The organism is Saccharibacillus sp. CPCC 101409 (genome assembly GCF_030518235.1).
GTDB lineage: Bacteria > Bacillota > Bacilli > Paenibacillales > Paenibacillaceae > Saccharibacillus.
Window position 1 is genome coordinate 368846 of the sequence record NZ_JAULSA010000004.1, and the last position, 16763, is coordinate 385608.

The 16763-nt window shown below is 58.2% G+C and carries 17 protein-coding genes; 1 reads left to right on the plus strand and 16 read right to left on the minus strand.

The window, feature by feature from the left end:
- From QWJ34_RS11975 to QWJ34_RS11995, 5 genes are all read right to left on the minus strand, one after another.
- Complete coding sequence (locus tag QWJ34_RS11975) at window positions 1-324, minus strand: DUF3024 domain-containing protein (RefSeq protein WP_302727995.1); 324 nt, start codon at window positions 322-324, stop codon at window positions 1-3.
- 32 nt (window positions 325-356) lie between these two features.
- A complete protein-coding gene (locus tag QWJ34_RS11980; protein WP_302727996.1) occupies window positions 357-743 on the minus strand; it encodes a hypothetical protein in 387 nt (128 codons plus the stop codon).
- A 47-nt stretch (window positions 744-790) separates the two neighbouring features.
- On the minus strand, window positions 791-1723 hold the full coding sequence (locus tag QWJ34_RS11985; protein ID WP_368046539.1) for an acetamidase/formamidase family protein: 933 nt from the start codon (window positions 1721-1723) through the stop codon (window positions 791-793).
- A 77-nt stretch (window positions 1724-1800) separates the two neighbouring features.
- On the minus strand, window positions 1801-2325 hold the full coding sequence (locus QWJ34_RS11990; protein ID WP_302727998.1) for a GNAT family N-acetyltransferase: 525 nt from the start codon (window positions 2323-2325) through the stop codon (window positions 1801-1803).
- 36 nt (window positions 2326-2361) lie between these two features.
- Complete coding sequence (locus QWJ34_RS11995) at window positions 2362-3027, minus strand: hypothetical protein (RefSeq protein ID WP_302727999.1); 666 nt, start codon at window positions 3025-3027, stop codon at window positions 2362-2364.
- Window positions 3028-3297: 270 nt separating this feature from the next.
- Between QWJ34_RS11995 and QWJ34_RS12000 the strand changes: the two genes are divergently transcribed.
- Window positions 3298-5520, plus strand: coding sequence for a bifunctional alpha,alpha-trehalose-phosphate synthase (UDP-forming)/trehalose-phosphatase (locus QWJ34_RS12000; protein ID WP_302728000.1), 2223 nt, complete (start codon window positions 3298-3300; stop codon window positions 5518-5520).
- 106 nt (window positions 5521-5626) lie between these two features.
- Here the strand turns inward: QWJ34_RS12000 and QWJ34_RS12005 are convergent, their stop codons facing one another.
- From QWJ34_RS12005 to QWJ34_RS12055, 11 genes are all read right to left on the minus strand, one after another.
- Window positions 5627-6331, minus strand: a complete 705-nt coding sequence (locus tag QWJ34_RS12005; RefSeq protein WP_302728001.1) for a 4'-phosphopantetheinyl transferase family protein — start codon at window positions 6329-6331, stop codon at window positions 5627-5629.
- Window positions 6324-7688 carry an MFS transporter gene (locus QWJ34_RS12010; protein ID WP_302728002.1) on the minus strand — a complete coding sequence of 455 codons (1365 nt, stop codon included), beginning with the start codon at window positions 7686-7688 and terminating at the stop codon, window positions 6324-6326. The genes QWJ34_RS12005 and QWJ34_RS12010 overlap by 8 nt, the downstream gene beginning before the upstream one ends.
- 2 nt (window positions 7689-7690) lie before the next feature.
- A complete protein-coding gene (locus QWJ34_RS12015; protein WP_302728004.1) occupies window positions 7691-8344 on the minus strand; it encodes a TetR/AcrR family transcriptional regulator in 654 nt (217 codons plus the stop codon).
- A gap of 89 nt (window positions 8345-8433) precedes the next feature.
- Window positions 8434-9201 carry an ABC transporter ATP-binding protein gene (locus QWJ34_RS12020; protein WP_302728006.1) on the minus strand — a complete coding sequence of 256 codons (768 nt, stop codon included), beginning with the start codon at window positions 9199-9201 and terminating at the stop codon, window positions 8434-8436.
- A gap of 12 nt (window positions 9202-9213) precedes the next feature.
- Window positions 9214-11517, minus strand: a complete 2304-nt coding sequence (locus QWJ34_RS12025; protein WP_302728008.1) for an ABC transporter permease — start codon at window positions 11515-11517, stop codon at window positions 9214-9216.
- A gap of 62 nt (window positions 11518-11579) precedes the next feature.
- Window positions 11580-12335, minus strand: a complete 756-nt coding sequence (locus QWJ34_RS12030; RefSeq protein ID WP_302728010.1) for a thioesterase II family protein — start codon at window positions 12333-12335, stop codon at window positions 11580-11582.
- Between the two features lie 38 nt (window positions 12336-12373).
- Window positions 12374-13216: a hypothetical protein gene (locus tag QWJ34_RS12035; protein WP_302728012.1), complete on the minus strand. Its 843-nt coding sequence runs from the start codon at window positions 13214-13216 to the stop codon at window positions 12374-12376.
- Window positions 13213-13476, minus strand: coding sequence for an acyl carrier protein (locus tag QWJ34_RS12040; RefSeq protein WP_302728014.1), 264 nt, complete (start codon window positions 13474-13476; stop codon window positions 13213-13215). Before QWJ34_RS12040 ends, QWJ34_RS12035 begins: the two co-directional genes overlap by 4 nt.
- A 15-nt stretch (window positions 13477-13491) precedes the next feature.
- On the minus strand, window positions 13492-14538 hold the full coding sequence (locus QWJ34_RS12045; protein WP_302728016.1) for an HAD-IIIC family phosphatase: 1047 nt from the start codon (window positions 14536-14538) through the stop codon (window positions 13492-13494).
- A gap of 16 nt (window positions 14539-14554) precedes the next feature.
- A complete protein-coding gene (locus tag QWJ34_RS12050) occupies window positions 14555-15409 on the minus strand; it encodes a 3-hydroxyacyl-CoA dehydrogenase family protein (RefSeq protein WP_302728018.1) in 855 nt (284 codons plus the stop codon).
- A gap of 33 nt (window positions 15410-15442) precedes the next feature.
- Window positions 15443-16762 (minus strand): aspartate aminotransferase family protein, encoded by a 1320-nt coding sequence (locus tag QWJ34_RS12055; protein WP_302728020.1) that lies wholly within the window; start codon window positions 16760-16762, stop codon window positions 15443-15445.
- Window position 16763: the final 1 nt, after the last annotated feature.

Sequence of the window (16763 nt, forward strand, 5' to 3'; positions counted from 1 at the left end):
TCAAAAAATCCCCAGATCGTTGCCCGTCACGCGCTCAAGCTGCCGCTCGAAGTTTTCGCTTACCGGGATTTCCGGCACCAGGTGCCAGCTCCCGCCGCTGTCCAGGCCGTAGACGCGCCAGCCGCCGGCATCCAGCCGGAACTGTGCGACCGGCAGCTCGATCCAGCGCGTGCCGTCTTTCGACGGGCGCTGCTCCACCATCGTTAATTCGTCGCCGTCGAAAGCGAACCCTACGCTGCGCTTGCTGCGAAGCTGCTCGCCGATTGTGCTTTCCATATAATGGCGCAGCACTTTTTGGATTCGTTTCTTTGTAAAATCGTCCATTTTTCCGTATCCTCTTTTCGTCAGGCGATCCTTTACTGAAACAGTTCTTCATCCAGCCGGCGCAGCAGCGCTTCGCCCAGCGCCGACTCCGCGTCCAGCCGCCGGTACGAACGCGGCGCGGCAAAGCCGAACCGCCCGCGCAGCTCCGCCAGCGGCAGCGGATCGATCGCCCGCACCGACCGGACCGGAATAGCGAAGCCGCGGTCCGTTCCCGCAAAGTAAGCGAGCGTATCCGCGAACGAACCCGGTTCGTCGTCTTCCGCGAGCGCGGCAAGTTCTTCCGGCGTGCCGGCGATCGGCTCGCCGAATTCGGCGTAAGCGGCGATTGCGCCGACCGGCGCGCCCAGGTACAGAAAAGCGCGAACCGGCCCGGCCGCGAAACGCCGCCGGAATTCGTGCCGTTTGGTCCCGTCCAGCAAACGCGCGTAAGGTTCGGGACGCAGGCTGACGACCAGCAGCGCGCCGCTTATCGGAAAGCCCCATGCGGCAGCAGCGCATGAACTCCTTTAACGCCGTTGACGATCTGTGTGATTCGCAGATCTATAACGGCGCTGCCAAGACCGATAGCCTCGACCCTGCTAAGTCCGTACTGCTCGCCCATTAGATCGAGCATGCCGTCCAACGCCTGAACGGTCGCTTCGTTCAGATCCTCATGGAAGCCGAACGTAATCCACCCCGCCGGCGTCTCGGCTCGCGGCAGCGTCAGCCCCTGCTGCGGCAGAAGCGTGACGGTTACATCTACGAGATCCATCGGACATTCAATAGCCTGGCAGCTGACTTCGCCGTCGCCCTGCGCGGCATGACCGTCTCCGATCGACAGATAACCGCCTGCAACCGGAACCGGCAAATACAGTACACTGCCCGCAATCAACTCGCGACAGTCGATATTGCCGCCGCAAAAGCGAGGCGGCCATGTATCGTAAACGCCCTCTTTGGAAGGCGGCATTCCGATCAAACCCATGAATGGTCGCAGCGACACTGTATAGTCGCGGCCTCCCAAACTACAGGTGCCCGTCGCTGATGCGGCATCCAGCGTCCAATCAAGTGTAATATCCGGAATATCCGTAAGCTTCAGCATCTGATTCTGCCAGTTCGGATAGCCGCCCGCAGACGTGAATCCGTAACTACCTGGCACAATTTCGTTAAATCGGATTGCGAGGGTCATGCCCGGCTGGGAACCTTCGATATAAAACGGGCCGATCAGCCCATGCCCGCCGTCGTAAGGCGTCTCACGCTGTACGGGCTTTGTTCGCTTTGCCCAACTTTCTCCGACGCCCCATCCTGCGTCCGGAGCCGCAAAACGAAGCGTATCGCCCGACTGGATGCGTAGAAGCGGCTCAACTTCCGCCGTCAGCGATCCTATCAGCGACTGTCGATTGAATTCGATACGATGTATCATTATCTCGCATCTCCCCGTCTTGCTTATTCAGATTCATAGTTTACGATACCACTTCGCACACCGGAATTTCGAGCCGTTCACGAATTTGTGCCAGGGCGCGCCGTCATCGTGATCGACGTCCCTTCCCGGCCGGCTTCCTCGAAGCCGAATCTGCGGTACAGCTTCACGGCCGGTTCGTTGCCCGGGTCGACGCTCAGCGAGACTCGCTCGACGCCGTCTTCGCGCAGCTTCTCGAACAGCGCTTCAAGCAGCGCCGTGCCGAGCCCCAGGCCGCGCGCCTCCGGCAGCAGCGCCATGCCGAGCTCCGGCACGTCGTCGGCTACATAACCGTACCCTTTATGCGCCTCGTCGAAAAACCTGGCGGTAACGGCGCCGAGCGGACGACCCTGTTCGCTTTCCGCGACGAATCCGGTATCTCCCGCGCGTCCCCAATCCTCCATATATTTGCGAATCGCCGGTTCGTCCAGCACGCTCCGCTCGAACGGCGGATCTCCTTCCCGTACAAACAGCGATTGAAACAGCATTTCCCACAGAAACGGAGCGTCGCCGGCTTCGGCGGAGCGAATCCGGTATGCGCGGTCGTTCGAACGATTATGCGTCACTATACATCCTCCTCGGCGCTGCATGGATATTCATGCTTAATTCTTGGTGCCGCCTCTGCGTTTGCTTACGATGAACGCCGCCGCGGCCGCGAGCAGCACAGCGGCCGCGCCGCCAAGCGCCCACGGTGGAACTCCCGCTTTTCCGCCGCGATCCGCCGAAGTTTCCGCGGCGCTCGCCGCCTCCTTCTCCGCGCTCCCAACTCCGGCCGCTTCCGTTCCGGAAGCCCGGTTCGCTCCGCTTTCCGAAGCGGCGGTCTCGAACGTTTTCCCCGCTCCGAGCTCGCGCACGTCCTCCGCCGCCTGCGCCAGCTCGCCCGAACGGCCGCAGTTGGTTACGTTTTGCCGGCCGTCGTACTCATAAGTATACAGCAGATATTCGCCGCCCGGCTGGAAATCGAACTGGCAGCTGGACCAATCCGTATATACCGTCGCCTGCGGTCCGTCGATCCCTTTCCAACTCTGCTTCACGTCCAATTTGACCGCATCGTAACCGTCCTGCCCGCGCCGCCCTGCTTCGATCTCGACCACTTTACCCGAAAAAACAGCATCCGCGCGTTCTTTCCCTACTGCCGCGTTTCGAGGAATATCGCAGTCGCACGCCAACGCAGGCTTGGGCTCGGCCAGAGTCGTCCAGCTCGCGCACAGCAGCGCCACGGCCAGCAGCACCCGCACGACGAGCAATTTTTTCGCTTTCCGGATCATCTCGTTCTCTCCTTCCTGTTTTTACCGGTTTCTGTTCAGACGTTTGCGCCTGCGAAAAAGTTACGCAGCCCGATCGCACCTTCCCTTTTTCAAAAAAAGATCCAAGCTCGAAAGTCTTCTTTACAACGGCCTGTTTGAGTCTGAGCGCTGTCTTCCGGGTAATAATGAAACAATGTTTGTTTTGGGATTATTTTTTCAGTAATTTTCAGCAAGTCAGCAAGTTATCCGTTAAAACGAAGTTCCATAAAGAAGGAGAGCTGGTCTAACCCTATGAGTAAAACCATTTTCGTATCCAATCGTCTGCCCGTTACCGCAATGAAGAACGAATCCGGCCTGGACTACAAGGAAAGCATAGGCGGTCTGGCTACCGGACTGAAAAATTATCACCAACAAGGCGATACGATCTGGGCGGGCTGGTCCGGCGTGGCGCAGGACGATATCAATGAAGAAGAGCAAGCTTCGATCGCCGCCACCCTGAAAGACACCTACAAATGCCTCGACGTCCCGCTGACGGCGGAAGACATCGAGATGTATTATCACGGCTTCTGCAACGAAACGATCTGGCCGCTGTTCCACTACTTCACGAGCGCGGTCGAATACAAGACGGAAACGTGGGAAGCGTATCGGCGCGTCAACCGGAAGTTCTTCGACGCCGTCGATCCGCTGATCGAAGAAGGCGACACCATCTGGATTCACGACTACCAGCTGATGCTGCTGCCGCAGATGATCCGCGACAAACACCCGGACGTGAAGATCGGCTTTTTCCTGCATATTCCGTTCCCTTCGTTCGAGATTTATCGTCAAATGATCTGGCGCGAAGAGATTCTCCAGGGCCTGATGGGCGCGAACCTGATCGGTTTCCATACGTACGATTACGTGCGCCACTTCCTCAGCAGCGTGCGCCGTCTGCTCGGACACGAACACAGCCTGTACAAAATGCAGTTGGAATCGCATGTCGTGCAGGTGGACGCGTTCCCGATGGGCATCGACTACGACTACTTCGCCAAAACGCCGACTCCGGCCAAAGTGACCCAGGAAGCGCTCGATTTCGTCGATACGACGCGCGACGTGCGCAACATCGTCTCGGTCGACCGGCTGGATTATACCAAAGGCATCCCGGACCGGATTAAGGCATTCAAGCATTTTCTTGCCAAGTACCCGGAATATCACGAAAAAGTTCGGCTGAACCTCATTATTGCGCCTTCGCGCGTCGGCATCGAGAAATACGACGAGCTGAAACGTGAAATCGAAGTACTGGTCAGCGAAGTAAACGGCGAATTCGGCACGTTCAACTGGATGCCGGTCTGGTTCTTCTTCCGCACCGTGTCGCAGGACGACCTGATCGTGTTCTACCGCCACAGCGACGTGCTGCTCGTTACCCCGCTGCGCGACGGCATGAACCTGGTCGCCAAAGAGTACATCGCTTCGCGCAACGATTACAAAGGCATGCTCGTCATGAGCGAAACGGCCGGCGCGGCGAGCGAACTCGGCGAAGCGGTGATCGTCAACACGAACGACCACGAAGCAATCGCGGACGGCATCAAACTGGCGCTGGAAATGCCGGAAGACGAAAAAGTGGAGCGCAACAAAAGTATGCACCGCCGCCTGTCGCGCTATAACGTCAATTTCTGGGCCAAAGAATTCCTGAATACGCTCCAGGGTTCGCCGGACGAGCGCATTCACACCGAACCGCTGAACCGGTTGACGTCGGGCGCGTCGGAATTCGAACGTTCGTACCGCGACGCGCAAAGCCGGGTGCTGTTCCTCGATTACGACGGCACGCTGGTCGGCTTCAAGCCGACGCCGGAGCAGGCCCGTCCCGACGCCGAGCTTAAGCAGCTGCTGGCGAAGCTGGCGTCCGATCCGAAGAACACCGTCGTTATTATCACCGGACGCGACCGCTACATCGCGGAGAAGTGGCTCGGCGACTTGAACGTGTACATCGTCGCTTCGCACGGCCTGTGGCTGCGCACGCCGGGCGACGAATGGCTGATGACCATCAATATCGACGGCGATTGGAAAGATTCGATCCGTCCGATCATGGAGACGTACACCGACCGGACGCCGGGTTCGCTGATCGAGGAAAAAGACTTCTCGCTCGCCTGGCACTACCGCCAGTCCGAACCGGATATCGCCGGCGTGAAGCGCAACGAACTGCGCGAAGCGCTGATGTCGATCACCCAGTCGATGACGGTCGGCGTTCTTGACGGCAACAAAGTGATCGAGGTCAAAGACAGCCGGGTCAACAAAGGCCACGGCGCGCACCAGGTGCTGAGCCGCGGCAAGTACGACTTCGTGTTCGGCGTCGGCGACGACCGCACGGACGAAGATATGTTCAACGCTCTGCCGGAAGGTTCTTATTCGGTGAAGATCGGCAAAGAACCGACCGCCGCCAAATTCCGGTTGAAATCTTCCCGCGACGTGCGCGCGCTGCTGAAGCGGTTTACGGAAGCGTCGGAAGAAACTTCGGCCAAGCCCGGCGAGAGCAGCTAAGTGCAGCCCGTATAAGCAAAGTATGCAAGCAAAGAACGAACAAAAAGCCGCGCGGCTGCGCGGCTTTTTGTTTGTTTCATTTCAAGCCCAAAGTTTCGCTCATTTTTCAAATATATTCCGGCGCGATCACACGCACAAGCGGCTCGTTCGGTTCCGCCGCGCAGACTGCCAGCGAGTAACCGTCCGCGAAATCCGGCGCAGAAAAGTATCGGCTTCCCGTTGTTTCAGACTGCAAGCAGCGGATTCCGCTTCCGTTCTCCACGGTTGAAAAACTGTCGAGCGGGATGCTGAGTCCCCCTCCCAGCGCTTTGATATAGCTTTCTTTAAGCGTCCATATCTTAAAAAAGGCTTTTTCTCTTTCGCCTGCCGGATGGCTGAACACATACTTCCACTCCTGGTCCGCGAAAAAGCGTTTGGCTATATCCGGGTCGATCGAAGTATGCCGCTCCACATCGACGCCGATGCCGCTTCGGGCAAACGCCGCCGCCACCCAGCTCCCCGAATGCGAGATATTGAAGTGAAATCCCGCCGCTCCGCCCGCCAGGAACGGTTTGCCGCGTTCTTCCCGCTCAAACGCAATTTCCTCGACGGGCAGCCGCCGGTAGTCCGCCGCCGCGTACCGGACAAGCATTTCGCCCACCAGCGTGCGAATCCGGTCGCGCTTCCGGCGAAACCCGGCGATGCGGTCGTCCGACGACAGCAGGCTGAATTGTTCGAACAGCGGCTCGGGAAAGTCCTCGATCGAGACCAGCCGGACTTCGACCGATCCTTCGGCAAACAGCGGCGGAACGCTTCGCGCTTCCTTATTCATGGACGACGCTCTGCTCGGGCATCGCCGGGATCGGCTTTGGGATCTCCGCTTCGGCCGGACCGTCCTCCAATTGTTTGATCGATTTCATCGAACGGGTCACGAAGGCCATCAGCACAACGAACAATCCGGCTATAATAAACAGCAGGCCGATGCCGCGGCCCTGCCCCGTCCCGATTACCCGTCCGACCGTCGAAGCCAGCGCGCCGTCCGGCATAAGAAGCGGGTTGAACACGTGGTCCGCCAGGAATCCGGCGATCGCATAAGCGATCACGAAACCGATCTGCGACAGGATGCCGATGATTCCCCAGACCCGCCCCTGTTTGTCGTTCGGAATATTTTTGCGCACCAGCACGTCTGCGCTCGTGTTCACGAACGGCAGAGCGCCCAGGAACAGCAGGCCGGAGAAGATAATGAAGTAGATATTGGTGGACAGCCCCAGCATCGAGAACGCGATTCCCGACACGATCAGCCCGACGACCAGCATATTCGAATATTTGCGCGTCACCGTGAAGATGCCGATCAGCAGGCTGCTGATCAGCATGGCGATCGCGCTGACCGACTGGAAAGTGCCCAGCGTGCCCGAATTCGAGAACGACAAGATCATCGGACCGATAAGGGTCTCCAGGAATCCCAGATAGAACGTAATGACCGAAATGATGCTCACCAGCAGCAGCACGCCTTTGTTCGACTTGATCGTATACCAACCTTCGGCGATATCCCGCGTCCAGTGCGCCTGTTCGCTCGTATTGCGGTTGACGTGCAGACTTTTGCGGATCGCCAGCACGGTCAGGATCGCGACAAGATAAGTGGAGATATTGATTACCATCACCGTCTCGATCGTTGCAAACCGAAGCAGAACAGCGGCGATCGCCGGCGAAATCAGCAGCTTCGACGACTCGGCGAGTTGAACCAGCCCGCTTCCTTTGGAGAACTGGTCTTCCGTCAACAGATCGGTGGCCGAAGCTTTATAAGCGGGGGCCTGCATGGCGGAGAAAACGGAACTGATCGCGACGCCCACATAGATATGCCACAATTGGATATCGCCGCTCAGCATGATCGCCAGAATAAAGATCAGGCCCGAAGCCGCCCCGAGATCGCCGATAATCATCATCGTGCGCCGGTCGAAGCGGTCCGCCAGCACCCCGCCGATCGGACGAAGCAGGATATTCGGCAGGAACGTGAACAGCGTAATCATGGCGACGCTCGTTGCCATCTGCGTTTTTTCGAATGCGTAAACGCCGAGGGAGAAAGCGGTCAGCCCGATTCCGATAGTCGAAATCAACTGCCCGAACCATACGATCAAAAACTTTTTAAACGACTTTACCGGCATTGGCGAGATTTGCGGTACTTGTTCCATGTTTATCCCCTGCTTTCGTTAATTGTAGGCGATGATTCGTATAATTCCGCGATATAAGCGAACGTTCCGCTCCTCGCTCCCAGCAGCGTTTCCGCGATCGCGGCAAAGCCGTAGGCTTTGCGCGCGATCTCTTCGGACTCCCAGCCGAAAATGCCCCGATCCAGCAAAAATTGCGACGAAATCAATAAAAATTCAACCGCTTCGCGCGGGACGGAGGTCCGGAATACGCCTTCTTCGATCCCCTGCTCGACAACCCGCGTCAGAATCGGGCTGAGCCTGAGGATGGTTTCGACCAGACTTTTCTGGTGCATCTGCGCATTCTCCACATCGTGAAGCTGCTCGATCACTTTGCTTTTGCCGTCGGTATCCGCTCCCTGCCTCGTCACGATATGCAGAATCTTGTCCGCGGCGCTCAGGGCGGGATCCCGCGCGATTCTCAGCGCCGCGGCTTCCCCGTATCCGATATACCGCATCACGATCGCGTTCATGACTTCTTCTTTCGATTGAAAGTAATAATAGAACGTGCCTTTGGCGATTCCCGTTTCCTGCAAAATATCCAGGATGGTCGCTTTTGTATATCCTTTGGACGCAAACAGCGCTTCCGCCGCGTCCAGGATATCGTTTCTTCGTTCCTCGGGCTTCTTGAGCACCCTCATCCGCCAACCCCCTCCGCTTAATAGTGGGACTTTTCATAGACCGACTGTCGGTCTATGATGCCGGTATGTCCGCCTTGCGGCGGAAACATTCAGAATCCCATCTCCGCCAGCCAGCCCGACAATTCGTTTTCTCTTGTTTTCAAGTCGTCTTCGCCTTTCACGTACTTGCCCATGTTCCGTTCCGCGGTCAGCGCGCCGTCCAGCATAAACAGGACGCGTTCCGAACGGGCCGCGACCCTGACGTCGTGCGTAACCAGCAGAATCGTCGTGCCGTTCTCGTTGATCTCGCCGAGGATGTCCATGATTTCCTGCGTGGACTTGGAGTTGAGCGCGCCCGTCGGCTCGTCGCCGAACAGAATATCGGGACGGTTGATCAGCGCCCGGCAGATCGCGACCCGCTGGAGCTGACCGCCCGAAGCCTGGGTAATATCGTTCGAAGCCAGCGTGTCGATGCCCGTTTGCTTCATCAACGCTTCCGCACGCCGGTTCACCGCGTCGCGGCTGTCGGACTTCGCCAGGTAAGCGGACAGCACAATGTTATCCAGCAGATTCAAATTTTTGAGCAGATGAATATGTTGGAAAATAAAGCCCATGCGGGTCAGGCGAAGCTGGGCGAGCTTTTTCTCGGGCAGCGACGAAATCTGTTCTCCGCCGAAAAATACGCTGCCCGAACTGACCGCGTCCATTCCGCTCACGTTGTACAGCAGCGTCGACTTGCCGGAGCCGGAAGGTCCCATTACCGAGACAAACTCGCCTTTTTCAACGCTCAAATTGATATTTTTCAACACCTGGTGCCGTTCGGTTTTTTCGCTTCCGTAAAACTTCTCCATCTCTTTCGCTTCCAAAATCGCTGGCATGCCAATTCCCCCTTATTCGGCGATCATTCGAGAAATATTCGCTTCTTTGACCGACTTGATACTCAGCAGCGCCGTCACTCCCACGCACACCGCCAACAACAGCGGACAGAGCAGATACGACACGATCGGATTGATTACGAACGAGATGCGCGAAGCGCCGAAGAACGACATGATCGCGCTCACCAGCCATTGCCCCGCCGTATTGGAGAGCACCGTGCCCAACACGATGCCGGCGACCAGCAGAATCAGCGCCATCGTAATGTACTTGACTTTGATCTGGTCGAGCCCGAAGCCGATGCTCCGCAGAATCGCGATCTGATTGCGGTCTTTCGAAATCAGCATTTGCAGGAACAAAGAAGTGATCAGGATCGCCACGAAGACCGCGATGCCCGTCGCAAGCCCGGTCACCATCTTGAGCTGGTTGACGGTTCCGCCCAGCGTCTGATCGAGATAGCCCTGCAGATCGGTCACTTTGGCCGGCTGGAAGTCCTGTTCGTACTTGGCAATCTTGGCGGGAATCAAACCGGCGTCCCGCACATCCAGGCTGACCACGTACCACAGCACCGCGTCGGCGTTATAAGGAAGCAGGGCTTTGGCGGTGCGGCCGCCGTTGGTCACATCCTGATAAATGCCGCTGATCGTCATCTTCTTGTTCTCGCCGTCCACGAACAAGGTCAGGGTATCGCCGGCTTTCTTGCCCATCTCGTCGCTGTTGACGTAAGACAGCGCGATCTGATCCCCGTTTGCCGGAGCCGAACCCGATACGTAATCCAGCGGGAATACGCTGAAATCGCCGGTCTCCACACTGAGATTGTCGTAACTGCCTTCTTCGTTCAGCACTTTGAACTGGCTGGTGACCAGCGGCGAGAACGCCGAGACGTCGGGATCGGCCGAGACCTGCTCCACCAATTGCTTATACCGGTCTTCGACGTTGTCCGAATGCTGGAGGTCGATCCGGATATCGCTGCGCCCGATACCCATGTAGGATACAAAGCCCGGCGCCTGGATCGTGTTCAGGAAGTTCACGGGAACGATGATGATGAACGAGCTGACGATAAACACAAACAGCAGCAGCCGGAACAGCTTGAAGCGCTGAGCCACATCCTGGAATCCCAGCAGTACCGGAATCCGCATCCAGCCCGCGCGGTTCAGCGACATGCGCCGTTTGCCCGGCTTGGCGTCGCCCAGGCTGCCCGAACGCAGCGCTTCGACCGCCGAGACGCCGCGGAAGCGCCGCAGCACGATGTTGGAGAACAACACGACCATGCCGAAGATGAGCGCCGCGCCCAGAAGACCCAGCAGACTCGGAACCGGCGAACTCGGCGCGTTCCCGATGTACAGCATGATATTGGACATGAAGTACCGCAGCACGCCGAACGAAATCGCGTAACCGAGCAGCGAAGCGGAAGCGGCCAGGAAAACGTATTTGACCAGGTAAAGCCGCTTGATGTCTTTATGCGAGATGCCGATCGCTTTCATGACGCCGATCTCGCGGTAATCTTCTTCGATGGTCGCCAGCATCGTAAAGCGGATGCACAAGATCGCGATAACGTTCAGCACGAGGCTTACCAGAATCACGACCGCGGCCACGATGCCGTCCGTCAATGCGTTCAGCAGCTTGAACAAGCTGTAATCGACCGAAGGGCCGGTCTTGGGAAGATCGGAACCCTGGTAGTCGCTTGCGAACTGCCCGATCTGGCCGGCATCGCGCAGGCGGAATTCGATCAGATATTCGGTTCCCGCCGCGTAAGGCTTGAGCGCTTCGTAGTCTTCGCCGGCCACTACGAACCGTTTGGAATGCACGATCGAAGGATTCATTTGCGAATCGCGCACGAACGCGGCGATCTTGTATTCCCGCGAGAACGCCCCGGTATCGACGGTCACCGCGTCGCCGATCTTCAAACCGCGCTGCTGCATATAGTAGACGGGAACCCCGATTTCGCCCGCCCCCACTTCCACCGGATTGCCGCTCAGGTCCAGCAAAAAGTCAAAGTCGCGATTCTGCTCCACGAAAGAGATGTCCATCACGCTGCTTTGCTCCGATTCGCCTCCCATGTACACGCTCGCTCCGTCGAGGTTCAGCATGGCTTCGATCTGATGTTTCTCCACCCGGCCGTCCGCGGCGGCCCAGGCGTCGACCTGCGCGGCGTCCAGCGTGCCGGCGTGCATCTGCACGAAATGAGGCGTTTCCGACTGCACGAACAGATGGTTGACGGAACGCACAAGCTCCACAACCATTTTCGTGCCGGAGACGGCCAGGACGGCGGACAGCAGAATAAAAATAAACAGCGTGACCGTAACCCCTTTTTTCCTCAATAAATCATTCTTCAACATCTTCCAAAGCATAAGCGGTCCATACTCCTTTCGGTTGCGATCCTTTAGCCGACGACCGAGGGGGTCGGCAGCCGTTCCTCGAGCCGCTCGGCCACGATCCGGGCGCCGTCCGGATCGGCGATAAACATGTGCGAGCCTTGCGGGATGGCGAAAAGGCGCACTTGTTCGAGATAAGCGCTCCATTTCAGCACCGAGCCGAGGGGAACCGTCCGGTCGCGCGTTCCCCAGAAATAAGATACCGACACAGGCAGCTTGAACGATTCCAGTTCCACGAAAGAGCGGAGCAGCTTGAAGTCCGCGCGCACCGTCGGCAGGAAATAAGCCAGCAGGTCTTTCTCGCGCGCCAGTTCGGCGGGAATCCCGTCGTAGGATACGAGCCGGTCGATCAGCAGATCGTCCGGCAGCTCGCCATGGCTCTGCTCCGCCAATTCGTCCGGCGCGTTACAGGCCGACAGAGCAAGATGGAAGCTTCCCGCTTCGATCCGCTTCTCGCCGACCAGTTTACAAGCCATGTAGTACGCCGCGATGCCGCCGAGGCTGTGTCCGAACCAGACGCAACCCGGCTTGATCGCCCCGGCCAGCTCTTCGGCATAAGCGCCGAGCAAAGGCAGCGCGTGCTCAAACGGCAGGTCCCGGCTCAAGCCGTGCCCCGGCGGATTGAACACGCATACTTCCACGTCGTCCGGCAGCGTCGCGGCCAGTTCGTCGAACGACCCGGAGTGTCCGCCCAGATAAGGGAAACACACGACCTGCCGGCCGCCCGAGCCTTTTTTGACCCGATGAAGCAGCTTGTTCTCCATAAGACCTCCTTCATAATGTCGGCTTTGTCCGCCCCGATTCAGCCCAGATAGGCGGGAAACGTCTGGAGCGGGTTGTCGACACGGCGAATCTTGAATACGATATGCACGATCAAAGCCGCAATCACGAAGAAGCTGATCTGCATAATTTGGACCTGCGGATTGAAGTAATACAGCTCGATCTGGCTTCCCGTCGCTACCAGCCAGAAAGCCAGCAGGTAAAACAGCAGCGTGCCCCGGGTCGCATTGAAGATATAACTTTGGAAAACGACGAAAGCCATAAGCTGGACGACATAGTAGAAATAAGTCGTCGTGGTGCCGAACGAAGAGATCAGGTAGCCCGGCAGCACCCACAGCCCGAACAGGAAACCGGTAAGCAGGCTGCTGGTGATGTTGTTCTTGAATTTGCCCTGCAAAAACGGAAGCAGGAACCCGATCCAGCCGAACACGCCGCCGATCAATCCCGTTTCTTTAAAAAGGTTCAACAAACCGTTCCCGATCATTTGCGGTACACTGTATGTAATCTTCGGCACGGCCAGCCCGAACAGCAGGGAGCCGAAGTGCATGCTGCTGGCGAACAGCGCGGCGATCAGCACGATCAGCGGAATCCAGAACAGGTCTTTGCGGCGCGGAACCAGTCTTGCGAACATGCCTTTGACCGCGGGCCAGCCCCCCATCGCATAGCATGTAATCAGACCGGCAAAAGACGGCGAATACAGGGCCAGGATCGCCAGCGGGTGCGTCAGCGTAAGCGGACCGGTAATCGGCACGATAAAGTCCGAGAAGAACAGGAACAAGATCGCCACGCCGTAGCAGGCCCCGAACGAAATCGCCAGAAACAAATACAGATATTTGTTGGACGGGCTTCCCTCGATGGTCTTCATACTTGTCCTCCTCTAGCCGGTGATTTGCGTTCGATCAGCGCAAGCAGACGGTTGACGGTGCTAAAATGCTTCAAGTCCAGGTCTTCGTTCTCAAGCTCGATATCGAATTCGCATTCCACAAAGTCGACCAGCCGCATCGCAAACAGGGAATTCACAAAGCGAAGCGCGAAGTAGTCGTCGTCGTCGGCCAGAGCCGCGCCTTCGCTGTCCAGCGTCAGATTGTCCTCGATAAACGCGCGAATCTTCTCCCGATCTTCCATGCTGATTCCTCCTCGTTATTGTTCCATTTTCTCCGCTGTTCGAACGTCGATATAATCCGGGAATTGCGGCAGGCGTTCCAGGTCGTGCCGGAATACGTAGCTGTCGCCGTCCGACTCGACTTCCCGGAAGCCGGAGAAGCGGAAGCTGATATTCATCATGCGGTTGCGGCCCGTATCGCGAAAGTCGGCCAGCAGGTACGACGCGTCGCGCTTGGCTTCTTGCATAATGTAAGTCAGCAGCACGCTGCCCGCTCCGCGCGACATGACCCGGCACGACATCAGCAGCATGTTCAGCCTCCAATGCGTATCCAGCCGGCGCACAAGCGCAAGCCCGATCTTGCCGTAGGAACCGTAGCGGTCTTCCAGCTCGCACACCAGCAGCAGATACTCGTCGGATTCCATAAAACGCCGCAGTTCTTCGTAGTCGTACGTGCGTCCGGTCGCATTGAGCTGATTGGTGCGGATCGTCAATTCTTCCGCGCGCTGCAAATCTTCTTCCTCCGCCTCCGCGATCGTGAATTTCATGCCCAGATCCGCAAGAAACCGCTCGGACGGTCCTTCGTATGCGCGCTCTTCGCGTTTGCGTATGTAATCCGCCTGGTACATCGACCGCCTGCGCGCCGAGTCGGCTGTGACGAACCGGGGCATCAGCCGCGGATCTTCCGTCAGCTTTTCGTACAGGGCGGCGTTCATGCACTGCACGTCGGGGTGCGCGGAACGCACTTCCTCCAGTTCGAACGCCTGATCGTCCACAAACAAAATGGAATCCATGCCGATGTTCAGCTCGCGCTGAATATTCAGGATCGAGCCCGACTTGGCGTTCCAGTGAATCTCGGGATAGATGAAATATTCCGCCAGTCCCAGTTCTTCGAGCTTGGCCCAGGCCGCGTCGTGGTCGTTCTTGCTGGCAATCGAATGCAGGATGCCGCGTCTGTCCAGTTCGGCAATAATTTCGCGGATGCCCGGGAGCGGACGGACATCCGCCGATTCCAGCAGCACCTCGTCCCACAGCGTATGGTCCAGATCCCAGACGACGCACTTGACAGCTTTTCGGCTTTCCATCGTTTCGCGCCTCCTTTTAAGCGTATGAGTAAAAGCCTTTTCCGCTTTTGCGGCCCGTTTCTCCGGCATCCACCTTCTTGCGCAGCAGCGGACAGCAGCGGAACTTGGAATCCTGATAGCTCCGGTACAGAACGTCCAGCGATCTGACGACCGTATCGAGCCCGATCAGGTCGGCGGTCGCGAGCGGCCCCATATCGTGTTTGAAGCCGTGCTTCATGATCGCGTCGACCTGCTCGGCGGAAGCGATGCCGTCCTGCACGATAAAGGCGGCTTCGTTCATCAGCAGGTGCGACAAGCGGTTGGACACGAATCCGGGGAGATCGTCGATCACGACGGGATTCTTGTTCATCGAGCGCAAAAACTCGACGATCCGTTCTTCCGTTTCCGGCGACGTATGATGCCCGCGGATGACTTCGACCATGCGTTTGACGGGCACCGGATTCATCAGATGCACGCCGATCGCCCGATCGGGACGCGGCAGATGCGAGGCCAGCCGCGTGATCGAAATGCAGCTGGTATTCAGCGCGTACAGCGCGTCTTCCCGGCAGCGCGCTCCGAGCCGCCCGTACTCTTTCGTTTTGACGGCTTCGTCTTCCGTAACGTTCTCGATCACGATGTCGGCTTGTTCGAATCCTTCGTAGCCGGCCTGCACCGAGATCCGGTCCATAATGTCTCGCAGCGGTACGCTTCCGTAAGTCGAATCCATCAGGCAGGCGGAGCGGTATTCGCGCTTGATATGGCCCGCCGCTTCCTTCAGGGCGCGCTCGTCGATATCTTTGAGCAGCACGCGGCAGCCGTATTTGGCCGCTTCCAGAGCTGTGGCGCAGCCCATCAGACCGGCGCCGACCACGGAGATGGTACGATGTTCCATGATTATTCTCCTTCCGACTTCTGGCGCCGTCTTTTAGATAAGCTCGTCGTACAATTCCTTCGTCTCGGCAATCGCCGCGCCCACGCGTTCGCGGAACCAGGCGACATCCCGGGGCTCCAGCATAATATTGGGATACATTCTGGAGATGGAAGAAACGAGTATGCCGTGCTGCGCCAATTTGTTGTTCAAGATAATATCCAGCGACATCAGCTCGAACGTGTACTGCGAAGTGCGGGTCAACGGTTCGTTGCAGCAGTGATACGAAGCGCAGCCCGGAGGCCCCTGGACGATCAGCGGCAGGCCGGCCCCGGCGGCTTCGGCCAGCAGCACGTCGTGCAGAATGCCTGCCGTGTCGTTCATGGCTTCGAGCGCGCGGCCTTGATCGCGGCCGAGAATATCGAGCGTCGCCACGATCGCGGCGGTCCCCAGCGGGTAGCCGTTGAACGTGCCGGCGTGGATAACCCGTTTGTCCACCAGCAGCTTCATGATTTCTTCTTTGCCGACCAGCGCCGATACCGGAACGCCTCCCCCGCCGATCGCTTTGCCGAGCGTGGTCAGGTCGGGCTTGACGCCGAACGTTTCCTGCGCGCCGCCCAGACCCATCCGGAAGCCGGTAATGATCTCGTCGAAGATCAGCACCACTTCGTATTCGTCGCACAGGTCCCTGACTTGCTGCAGATAGCCTTCCGCCGGCATCACGCCTCCGCCGTTCACGCATACCGGCTCCATGATTACGGCGGCGATATCGGCGGCTTCGGCCTTCAGCAGCGCCTCCAGCGCGTCGGCGTCGTTCCACGGAAGCAGATACGATTGCGATTCCAGCGAATCGCGCGCCCGGCCCTGCGTGCCTTTCAGATCGCCGAAGTAATCGGATGGAATCGGCGCTCCGACGCGCGGCGTCCGACCGCCCATGATATTGTCCGCGTTGCCGTGGTAATGCCCTTCGAAGCGCACAAACCGGTTGCGTCCGGTCCACGCTCTGGCCAGGCGGAGCGCGTTCTGCACGATCTCCGTGCCGGACAGGCCGAAGCGGATCATCTCGGCGGAAGGCACGTAACGATGGATTTGCTCCAGCGCTTCCGCGTCCATATCGCAGTGGCTCACGGAAAGCACCCGGTCGATCGTTTCTTTCAAGCGTTCGTTGTACTCGGGATGGCCGTGCCCGACGATCAGCGCGCCGAAGCGCGCGTACAAATCCAGGTACTCCTTGCCGTCCATATCCGTGACGCGGCTTCCCTGCGCGCCGCGAAAATGAATCGGGGTCTCCTCCCAGGGCAGATGGAAGTTGTAATGGACGCCTCCCGGCAGCAGCCGCTTAACCTGTTGATTGTAGGCCGTCATCTTCGCAATCATT

What these genes read in the sequence shown, in the direction of transcription:
- QWJ34_RS12030 (WP_302728010.1), bottom strand. Translation starts at nt 12,335, where the DNA reads ATGGAGAACAAGCTGCTTCATCGGGTCAAAAAAGGCTCGGGCGGCCGG.
- QWJ34_RS12040 (WP_302728014.1), bottom strand. Translation starts at nt 13,476, where the DNA reads ATGGAAGATCGGGAGAAGATTCGCGCGTTTATCGAGGACAATCTGACG.
- QWJ34_RS12005 (WP_302728001.1), bottom strand. Translation starts at nt 6,331, where the DNA reads ATGAATAAGGAAGCGCGAAGCGTTCCGCCGCTGTTTGCCGAAGGATCG.
- QWJ34_RS11985 (WP_368046539.1), bottom strand. Translation starts at nt 1,723, where the DNA reads ATGATACATCGTATCGAATTCAATCGACAGTCGCTGATAGGATCGCTG.
- QWJ34_RS11995 (WP_302727999.1), bottom strand. Translation starts at nt 3,027, where the DNA reads ATGATCCGGAAAGCGAAAAAATTGCTCGTCGTGCGGGTGCTGCTGGCC.
- QWJ34_RS12000 (WP_302728000.1), top strand. Translation starts at nt 3,298, where the DNA reads ATGAGTAAAACCATTTTCGTATCCAATCGTCTGCCCGTTACCGCAATG.
- QWJ34_RS12035 (WP_302728012.1), bottom strand. Translation starts at nt 13,216, where the DNA reads ATGAAGACCATCGAGGGAAGCCCGTCCAACAAATATCTGTATTTGTTT.
- QWJ34_RS12055 (WP_302728020.1), bottom strand. Translation starts at nt 16,762, where the DNA reads ATGATTGCGAAGATGACGGCCTACAATCAACAGGTTAAGCGGCTGCTG.
- QWJ34_RS12045 (WP_302728016.1), bottom strand. Translation starts at nt 14,538, where the DNA reads ATGGAAAGCCGAAAAGCTGTCAAGTGCGTCGTCTGGGATCTGGACCAT.
- QWJ34_RS12015 (WP_302728004.1), bottom strand. Translation starts at nt 8,344, where the DNA reads ATGAGGGTGCTCAAGAAGCCCGAGGAACGAAGAAACGATATCCTGGAC.
- QWJ34_RS12020 (WP_302728006.1), bottom strand. Translation starts at nt 9,201, where the DNA reads ATGCCAGCGATTTTGGAAGCGAAAGAGATGGAGAAGTTTTACGGAAGC.
- QWJ34_RS11975 (WP_302727995.1), bottom strand. Translation starts at nt 324, where the DNA reads ATGGACGATTTTACAAAGAAACGAATCCAAAAAGTGCTGCGCCATTAT.
- QWJ34_RS12010 (WP_302728002.1), bottom strand. Translation starts at nt 7,688, where the DNA reads ATGGAACAAGTACCGCAAATCTCGCCAATGCCGGTAAAGTCGTTTAAA.
- QWJ34_RS12050 (WP_302728018.1), bottom strand. Translation starts at nt 15,409, where the DNA reads ATGGAACATCGTACCATCTCCGTGGTCGGCGCCGGTCTGATGGGCTGC.